The sequence below is a fragment of the Oerskovia sp. NPDC057915 genome, assembly GCF_042887685.1.
Classification (GTDB): Bacteria; Actinomycetota; Actinomycetes; order Actinomycetales; family Cellulomonadaceae; genus Oerskovia.
In genome coordinates, this window is record NZ_JBHVOS010000011.1 from 1 (window position 1) to 8,302 (window position 8,302).

Consider the following 8,302-nt stretch of genomic DNA (forward strand, 5'->3'; position numbering starts at 1 on the left):
GGCCCGCGTGCCGGCCCCCCGGGGCCGCCCAGCGCTCGAGCTCCCGCCGCCGCACCCCCCCCCCCCCCCCCCCCCCCCGCCCCCCCCCCCCCCCCCCGGGCCCCCGCCCCCCCCCACGGCCCTGCCCGCGACAGGAGGTCGCTCGTGATCCGGGTGCTCGTCGTGGACGACTCGGTCGTCATCCGACGCCTCGTCACGCAGACCCTCGAGCGGGACCCCGAGATCACCGTCGTCGGCACCGCCGCCGACGGCCGCCTCGCCCTGGCGAAGGTCGAGCAGCTCGAGCCGGACCTGATCACGCTCGACATCGAGATGCCCGTGCTCGACGGGATCGAGACGGTGCGCGCGCTGCGCGCCGCGGGACGCCGCATGCCCGTCATCATGTTCTCGACGCTCACCGAGCGCGGGGCAGGGGCGACCCTCGACGCGCTCACGGCCGGCGCGACGGACTACGTGACGAAGCCCAGCGGCACCGGCTCGGTGCAGACCGCCCTCGAACGGGTGGGGCTCGAGCTCGTCCCCAAGATCAAGGCGCTCGTGCCAGGTGCCCGCCGACCCGTGGCGGCACGGCCCGGCGGCACGGGTGCGACCACCGTGGTGACCACGCGCCGGGCTGCCCCCGGACGCCCGGTCCGCGCCGTCGTCGTCGGCTCCTCGACCGGGGGGCCCGACGCGCTGCGGAAGATCTTCTCGGCGATCCGCGAGCCGCTGCCCGTGCCGGTCCTCCTGGTCCAGCACATGCCTCCCGTGTTCACCCGCCAGCTCGCGGAGCGGCTCGACCGCGAAGGGCCGACGACCGTGATCGAGGCCGTCGGGGGCGAGATCCTCGTCCCGGGGCACGCCTACCTCGCTCCCGGTGGGCGCCACCTGGAGCTCGTGCGCCAGGGTGCGAGCCTGGCGACCGCCGTCACCGACGGCCCGCCCGTCAACTTCACGCGCCCCTCGGTCGACGTGCTGTTCCGGTCCGCGGTGCAGGTCCTCGGGGGAGACCTGCTCGCCCTCGTGCTGACCGGCATGGGCTCGGACGGGCGCGACGGTGCCGGGGCCGTCGCGGGGGCAGGCGGTCACGTGATCGCCCAGGACGAGCAGTCGTCGGTCGTGTGGGGGATGCCCGGCGCGGTGGCCACCGCAGGGCACGCCCATCAGGTCCTCCCGCTCGACCACCTCGCCCGCGCCGTCGTCTCTGCGACCGAAGGAGCACGCGCATGACCGTGTCCACGCAGTCGTTCTCGTTCGTGAGCGACCTGGTCCGCCGGCACAGCGCGATCCAGCTCGCGCCCGGCAAGGAGTACCTCGTCGAGTCGCGGCTCGGCCCCCTCGCCCGGGAGAAGGGGCTCCACGGGACCGACGCCGTCGAGCAGTACGTGCAGAGGTTCGTGCGCACCGGGTCGAGCCTCGAGGTCGTGCGCGTGGTCGAGGCCATGACGACCAACGAGACGTCCTGGTTCCGGGACACCTCGCCGTTCACGGCCCTGCGCCGGGTCGTGCTGCCGGCGCACCGTGACGCCGACCTGTCGATCTGGTCCGCGGCCTGCTCGACGGGCCAGGAGCCCTACAGCATCGCGATGGTCCTGGCCGAGCAGGGACACCAGCGCTTCCGGATCCTCGCGACCGACATCAACGCGCAGGTGATCGACCGTGCCCGCAGCGGCCGGTACAGCCAGCTCGAGGTCAACCGTGGGCTGCCCGCCCCGATGCTGGTCCGCCACTTCCGGCGGGCCGGTGCGGAGTGGGAGGTCGACCCTGCGCTGCGCCGGAACCTGACGTTCGAGAAGCACAACCTGCTCACCCCGCCCCCGGGCGTCGGGACGTTCGACGTGGTCTTCCTGCGCAACGTCCTCATCTACTTCGACATGCCCACCAAGCAGTCGATCCTCGCCCGGCTCCGTAGCCGGGTGAGACCCGGCGGCTACCTGATCCTGGGTGCCGCCGAGACGACCGTCGGTGTCGACCCCGCGTGGGAACGCGTCGACGGCGCACACGGCTCCATCTACCGACTCCGAGGAGGCAGCGCATGAGAGCGCTGGTGATCGACGACTCGCGCGTGATGCGCCGCATCGTCGCGTCGACGTTGAAGGGTCTCGGCTTCGAGATCGCCGAGGCGGGAGACGGGCGCGCGGCGCTCGACCTGCTCGAGGCCGGTGAACGCTTCGACCTGGCGTGCGTCGACTGGAACATGCCCGTGATGGACGGCCTCGAGCTCGTGCAGGAGGTCCGCAAGCGCAGGGACTGGCGCGACCTCACGCTCATGATGGTCACGACCGAGTCCGAGCAGAACCAGATCGTGCGTGCCCTCGCGGCCGGGGCGCACGAGTACCTCATCAAGCCGTTCACCCCTGATGCGCTCGAGGCCAAGCTCGACATGCTCGGGCTGCTGCCGCAGAAGGAGCTCGCATGACCGACACCACCTGGACCCTCGCACAGAGCGTCGTCCCGATGGCGCAGGACCTGTTCACCGCGATGGTCGACGGCGAGCCGGGGCTGCTCCTGCCCATGGAGGCGCTGGAGGAGCCGATCGCCGACCCCCTGTACGCCTGGGTCGACATCGTCGGGCCGGCGGTCTCGCGCACGCTGGTCGTCACGGCCCGTGAGACGGCGGACCGGCTGGCTCGCTCGCTCCTGCTCAAGGAGGACGACGAGCCCGTGTCGCTCGAGGACGTCCAGGACGCCCTCGGGGAGGTGGCGAACGTCGTCGGGGGGAACCTCAAGGCCATGATGCCCGAGGGGTCCTCGTTGACGCTGCCCGCGGTCGAGCACTCCGCGCCGACCGCCGACCGACCCGCCGACCACGAGCAGGCACTCCTCTGGTGGGGCGGCCCGATCCTCATCCAGCTGTGGACCTCGACGAACGGAGAAGACCTGTGAGAGTCCTCGTTGCGGACGACAGCCGCGTCATGCGACAGATCGTCCTGCGTACCCTGCGCCAGGCGGGCTTCGGCGACTGGGAGGTCGTCCAGGCGGGCGACGGCGCCGAGGCGCTGGCCCTGACCCGCTCGGAGAAGCCCGACCTGGTCCTGTCGGACTGGAACATGCCCGAGATGAACGGGATCGACTTCCTGCGCGCCCTGCGTGCCGGCGGCTCGAGCGTCCCGTTCGGCTTCGTCACCTCGGAGGGTTCGCCGCAGATGCGCGAGCTCGCCGAGAGCGAGGGTGCGCTGTTCCTCATCGCCAAGCCCTTCGACGCCGGCACGTTCGAGTCGGCGTTGCGCCCTCACTTCCGCTGACCGCCCCACCCGCGCCCCCCGCGCACCACCCACCGATCGACCCCGGAGGACCGAACTCGTGACCACCACGCCCCTGCCCCAGCTCAAGGAGATCAAGGACCTGTACGCAGGGTTGGTCGGCCGTGCGTGCACGGCCGTGCCCGCCGGCGGGCTCATGACGCCCGAGACGAAGGGACTCGTCGTGGCCACGTACCTGAGCAACCGTGGTCAGGTCGAGGCCGTGGTCGCGGTCGACGTCCCCCTGGGCGCGTACCTCGGCGCGTCGATCGGCCTCATGCCGCCCGGGCCGGCGAAGGACGCCGCGGCGGACGGGAGGCTCAGCGACGTGCTGCTCGAGAACGTGTCCGAGGTCCTCAACGTCACGGCCGGCCTGTTCAACACCGAGGACGCACCGCACCTGGTCCTGGCCGACGTCTTCGACTCGACGCGGGCCGCACTGCCGGGCACGGCCGTGTCGTTCCTGCGCAGCACGGGGCGTCGCGTCGATGCGACGGTCGACGTCGCGGGCTACGGCGGGGGCGCCTACACGGTCGTCCTGCGCTAGCGCACCGCGTCCTGCCGCTCCACGACGAAGAGGCCCGTCCGGGGAACCGGACGGGCCTCTTCGTCGTCGAGCAGGGCTGCGCGCAGCAGCGTACGCACGGTGTCAGACCGGGACAAGCTCCCGACGCAGGTCCAGGCCCTGGCCGTCGAGGATCGTCTGGATCGCTGCCCCCGTGTCCGGGTGCACCAGCACCGGGGCCATGAGGTTCACGCTCACGACCCCGTCGCGCGCGCTCGCGACCAGGAGGACCACGGGGTCCTGGTCGGTCGCTCCGACGAGCGCGAGGTCGGCCGCCGGGATCGAGGGGGCGTAGTCGGGGACCCAGCGGCCCGGGTCGACGACGAGGAGCTCGACGCCGGGGACGTCGAGCGCCACGAGCGTGTAGACGCCGTCGGTCTGCTCCTCGAGCAGCTCGAACCGGCGGGCCGACAGGCCTGGGGGCGGGGTCACGAAGGCGATGGTGGTCATCAGCGGAGGTAGTCCATGAGAGTGGGCTGCAGGAGGTTGGACCCGATGCTCAGGGTCGCCTGGTAGGCGACCTGCTTGAGCTGGAGGTCGATCGCGATCTCGGCGATGTCGGCGTCCTCGAGCCCGGCGCGCTGGGTCTTGAGCGCGAGCTGGGAGTCGGCGTTGGTGTCCGTGGCGCGCTCGAGCTGGTTCTGCCGTGCGCCGACGCCGGTGTGCTGGGTCAGGACGGCGGAGAGCCGGGAGTCGACGGCCCCGAGGTGGCTCCTGACGTTTGTGCCTGCCCGCAGGTCGGTCACGACCGTGTCGAGGAGGGCGAAGACGGAGCCCGGTCCGGTGCCGAAGACCGCGGCGCCGTCGACGTCGACCTGGACGGTCGAGTCGGCACCGATGCGCCGCTCGACGGTGCTGCCCGGGACTCCGGTGAAGGTGTAGTCGTCACGGAACGCGACCCCCTCGTCGGACGTGCCCGCGAACACGCTGCGCCCGAGGAAGGTCGTGTTCGACTGGCGCAGGAGCTCGGAGCGCAGCTCGTCGAGCTCGACCGCGATGGCTTCACGCGCGTCGGGCGACGCCGTGTCCGAGGCTCCCTGCATCACGAGGTCGCGCACGCGCTGGACGACGTCCGTGACGGACCGGAGCGCCGAGTCGAGCGTCGAGAGCCAGCCGTCACCGTTCTCGATGTTGCGCTGGTACTGCTTCTCGGTCGCGAGCTGGTTGCGCACGGACAGGGCGTCGGCCGCCGCAGAGGGGTCGCTCGACGCGCGGACGAGCTTGCGTCCGGACGTGCCCTGCTCCTGGAGCTCGGCCATCCGGGCGAGGTTGGCCTGCATGCTTCGTGTGACGAACGAGGCCTGCATCTGGTTGGTGATGCGCACGGTTCTCCCCTAGGAGGCGGGTCGGGCGGGCTGGCCGGCTGGCCGGCGCTGCTGGGTCACAGGCCGACGCGGCCCGTGCGGTTGATGAGCTGGTCGAGCATCTCGTCGACCGCGGTGAGGACACGAGCGGCCCCCTGGTAGGCGTGCTGGTACTGGACGAGGTTCACGGTCTCCTCGTCGAGCGAGACGGCCGAGTTGGACAGCAGGTCGGAGAACGCCGCGGTGGACGCGATGGTCGCGAGCTTCGCGTCGTACGTCGCCGAGCTCGACTTCACGGCGATCGTCGCGACGTGAGCCGACCAGCCCGCGTCGGGGCCGTCGGACGCGACGCCGAGGCGCGCGATCTTGTCCGCGACGGACCCGTCGAGCGCGCCACCGCCGCCGCTCGCGGCGACCAGCGAGGGATCCGTGACCGCGACCTTGATGCCCGACGCCGGGGGCTTGCCCGCGTCGAAGGCGAAGAAGTCGCCTCCCGGGGCGCCGGTCGTCGTCAGGGCCGTCCTGTGGAGTGCGTTGACCTGGGTGGCGATCGTCGAGGCGAGTGCGTCGTAGCCCGCCGCCGCCTGGGCGTAGACGCCGCCCGACGACGCGGGCGCCAGGGCGGACAGGTGCCCCGCGAGGTCCCCGCCCTCGAGGGCGACCTGCGCCCCCGCGCGGTGCGCCCACTCGAGGCGGACCGGGTCCGTGGTCACGCCGTCCATCGACTGCGAGCCGGCCAGCTTGACCGGGTTGGTCGTGGTGCCGTCGACGAGCAGGTTGCCGCCCAGCAGGACGCTGACGGTGCCGTCCGGGTTCGTGCTGGCCTGGGCGCCGGCGACCTGCGCGAGCGAGGCCGTCACCTGGTTCCGGTGGTCCACGAGCTCGTTGGTCGAGACGCCCTGCCCTGCGGCGTCGCGGATCTGGGCGTTGAGCGCCGCGACCTTGTCCGCCATCGCGTTGACCTCCGAGACGAGCGAGGTCGCGGCCGTCCGGGACTGCTGCCACTGTCCCGCGACCTCGGCGCGACCCGCGACGAGCCGGTCGACGATGCCCACCGCACGCTCGATGACCACGCGCGCCTGGGCCTCCTTCCCGGGCGCGTTCGCGACGTCCTGCCAACCGCTCCAGAACGACTGCAGGGTCGCGGACAACCCCGTGTCCGAGGGCTCGCCGTGGATGTCCTCGACGGCGTTGAAGGCCGTGGCACGCACCACGGAGTACCCCTCGTTCGACGCGGTCTGCCGCACGCGGGACTCGAGGAAGAGGTTCCCGAGCCGGGCGACGCCGTCGATGCTCACGCCCTGGCCGTTGCGCACGGGCTGGGCGAAGCGCGCCAGGCCCATCTCGGACAGCGGGGAGACCGACGACTGCTGGATGCGCTGACGCGTGTAGCCGTTCGTGTTGAGGTTGGCCACGTTCTGACCGGTCACGTCGATGCCGGCCTGTGCGGCGTTCAGGCCCTGGCGGGCGGTGTTGAGGATGGCGAACGAGCTCATGTGCGCGGTTCCTTACAGGATCGTGTCGAAGAGGCGGGCGACGGCGGACTGCGCGGTGGCGGCGCCGGTCGCGTCGTAGGTCCGCGCCTCACCGCCGAGCGTCGCGAGGGTCTCCTGCGTCGAGCGCGAGGCGTGGTTGACGATCTGGGTGTTGGTGTCCCGGACGGTCTTGATGCGCACGGTCAGCTCGGTCAGGCCGGCGAGGTGCCCCTCGAAGATCTCGCGCCACGGTCCCGTGCTCTGCGCGGCCGCGGCGATCTCGCGCAGCGTCGCGTCGGGGGACAAGCCCCAGGACGAGGCGACCGTCTCGGAGGCGACGGTGCGCACGAGGGTCGCCTCGCGAACCTTCTCCATGACGGTCTCGACCTCACGGTTGGCGTGCGCGAGCCAGCGGGTGCGGCCGGCGGTGAGGAGCAGCTGCTCCTCCTCGAGCTTGAAGAGCAGCATCTCCAGCAGCTCACGCTCTCGCCACAACAGGGTCGACAGCTCCTGAGGGCCCAATGCGGCTCTCCCTTACGTGCGGCGTGGTCGGTCGGGGCGGCGGGCCGCGAGGCCCGCTCGACGTCCACTGTCGGTCGCCGCGGCGCGGATGTGGCGACTGATCGTCGACCGATCCGCATGGGAGTCCATGACGCGGTCGCGACCGCGTGCCTCGCAGCGCCCCCCGGTGCCCCACCGGGGCGGTGCGACGCAGGTGCCCAGCAGATGCCCAGCAGAAAGGTGCTTCGGCGTGAACCTCTCCGAGCGCAACGCTCTCGTCGTCGACAACCTTGCCCTCGTCGGTTTCCTCGTGTCCGACCTGTGTGCTCGAGCGGACCACCTCTCGCGGGAGGATCTCGCGTCGGTCGGGGCGATCGCGCTGACGACGGCCGCGACCGCCTACGACCCGGACCGGGGGGTGCCCTTCGGCGCGTACGCCCGACGCCGCATCGTCGGCGCCCTGTCGGACGAGCTGCGTTCGCAGGACTGGGCGCCCCGGTCGGCGCGCAAGCGGATCAAGGAGCTCACCGCGGTCGAGGCCACTCTGACGGCGTCGCTGGGCAGGGAGCCGACCGACGCCCAGGTCGCCGAGGCGATGGGCGTCGTGGTCGCGGACGTCCGGGCGATCCGTGACGACGCGGGCCGCTCGATCGTGGCGGTCGACGACACGATGTACGAGCACGTGGTGCTCGACGCGCCGAGCCCCGAGGAGCAGGTCCTCGCGACCGAGGAGCGGCACGTCGTGCGCGAGGCCGTCGCGGCGCTGCCCGAGCAGCTGCGGTACATCGTGGAGGAGGTGTACTTCGCAGGCCGCACGGTGGGGGCGCTCGCCGAGGAGCTGGGCATCGGGCACTCGACGGTCTCGCACGCGCGGATCGAAGCGGTCCGCCTGCTGCGGGAGGGGCTCGAGGCGCACTACTCCGACAAGGAGTCGCGGGGCTCGACGGCGCCGCTGTCCGCACGCCGGCGTGAGTACCTGGCCGACGTGGGGGACAGGGTCGCCGGTGGTGCGACCCGGCGTGCCGCGTGGTCAACCCCGGCAGCCTCCTGACCTGACCGGGGCGCGAGCCCACGGTCCGCGACGAGATCTCACCCGCTCGGCAGCAGACGACGTCACGATCCGTGCCGACAGTTCTGGTCGACCGGCCCATGGATGGGCTGGGGGACCATTCTTCTCGCCCGTCTCACGGAGGACTCATCATGGGCTTCAGCGTCAACACGAACGTCTCTGCACTG

At 72.0% G+C, this 8,302-nt stretch carries 11 protein-coding genes; 7 read left to right on the forward strand and 4 right to left on the reverse strand.

The features are described 5' to 3' along the window. Positions 1-144: 144 nt before the first annotated feature. Genes ACFVQ3_RS08945 through ACFVQ3_RS08970 form a run of 6 tightly spaced genes read left to right on the forward strand, consistent with a single transcriptional unit; the run spans position 145 to position 3,768 of the window. The gene (locus ACFVQ3_RS08945; RefSeq protein ID WP_387637696.1) at positions 145-1,209 is read left to right on the forward strand and encodes a chemotaxis response regulator protein-glutamate methylesterase; all 1,065 of its coding nucleotides are present in this window, start codon (positions 145-147) and stop codon (positions 1,207-1,209) included. Further along, positions 1,206-2,018: a CheR family methyltransferase gene (locus tag ACFVQ3_RS08950; protein WP_387637698.1), complete on the forward strand. Its 813-nt coding sequence runs from the start codon at positions 1,206-1,208 to the stop codon at positions 2,016-2,018. The genes ACFVQ3_RS08945 and ACFVQ3_RS08950 overlap by 4 nt, the downstream gene beginning before the upstream one ends. Further along, positions 2,015-2,398 carry a response regulator gene (locus ACFVQ3_RS08955; protein WP_138825814.1) on the forward strand — a complete coding sequence of 128 codons (384 nt, stop codon included), beginning with the start codon at positions 2,015-2,017 and terminating at the stop codon, positions 2,396-2,398. The genes ACFVQ3_RS08950 and ACFVQ3_RS08955 overlap by 4 nt, the downstream gene beginning before the upstream one ends. Continuing rightward, positions 2,395-2,865, forward strand: coding sequence for a chemotaxis protein CheX (locus ACFVQ3_RS08960; RefSeq protein WP_387637701.1), 471 nt, complete (start codon positions 2,395-2,397; stop codon positions 2,863-2,865). Before ACFVQ3_RS08955 ends, ACFVQ3_RS08960 begins: the two co-directional genes overlap by 4 nt. Continuing rightward, a complete protein-coding gene (locus ACFVQ3_RS08965; RefSeq protein ID WP_387637704.1) occupies positions 2,862-3,224 on the forward strand; it encodes a response regulator in 363 nt (120 codons plus the stop codon). The genes ACFVQ3_RS08960 and ACFVQ3_RS08965 overlap by 4 nt, the downstream gene beginning before the upstream one ends. Positions 3,225-3,282: 58 nt before the next feature. Then, a complete protein-coding gene (locus ACFVQ3_RS08970; protein ID WP_387637707.1) occupies positions 3,283-3,768 on the forward strand; it encodes a hypothetical protein in 486 nt (161 codons plus the stop codon). Positions 3,769-3,870: 102 nt separating this feature from the next. Here ACFVQ3_RS08970 and fliW read toward each other — a convergent pair whose 3' ends face one another. From fliW to ACFVQ3_RS08990, 4 genes are read right to left on the reverse strand one after another with little or no spacing between them, the layout of a single operon-like run. Beyond that, complete coding sequence (gene fliW, locus ACFVQ3_RS08975; RefSeq protein ID WP_387637710.1) at positions 3,871-4,236, reverse strand: flagellar assembly protein FliW; 366 nt, start codon at positions 4,234-4,236, stop codon at positions 3,871-3,873. Next, complete coding sequence (gene flgL, locus ACFVQ3_RS08980; RefSeq protein ID WP_387637713.1) at positions 4,236-5,111, reverse strand: flagellar hook-associated protein FlgL; 876 nt, start codon at positions 5,109-5,111, stop codon at positions 4,236-4,238. The genes fliW and flgL overlap by 1 nt, the downstream gene beginning before the upstream one ends. 56 nt (positions 5,112-5,167) lie before the next feature. Further along, positions 5,168-6,586, reverse strand: a complete 1,419-nt coding sequence (gene flgK / locus ACFVQ3_RS08985; protein ID WP_387637715.1) for a flagellar hook-associated protein FlgK — start codon at positions 6,584-6,586, stop codon at positions 5,168-5,170. A gap of 12 nt (positions 6,587-6,598) precedes the next feature. After that, positions 6,599-7,087, reverse strand: a complete 489-nt coding sequence (locus ACFVQ3_RS08990) for a flagellar protein FlgN (RefSeq protein WP_138825802.1) — start codon at positions 7,085-7,087, stop codon at positions 6,599-6,601. A gap of 229 nt (positions 7,088-7,316) precedes the next feature. On the opposite strand from ACFVQ3_RS08990, the gene ACFVQ3_RS08995 reads away from it, so the two are divergent. Then, complete coding sequence (locus ACFVQ3_RS08995) at positions 7,317-8,117, forward strand: sigma-70 family RNA polymerase sigma factor (protein ID WP_387637718.1); 801 nt, start codon at positions 7,317-7,319, stop codon at positions 8,115-8,117. Positions 8,118-8,302 lie beyond the last annotated feature (185 nt).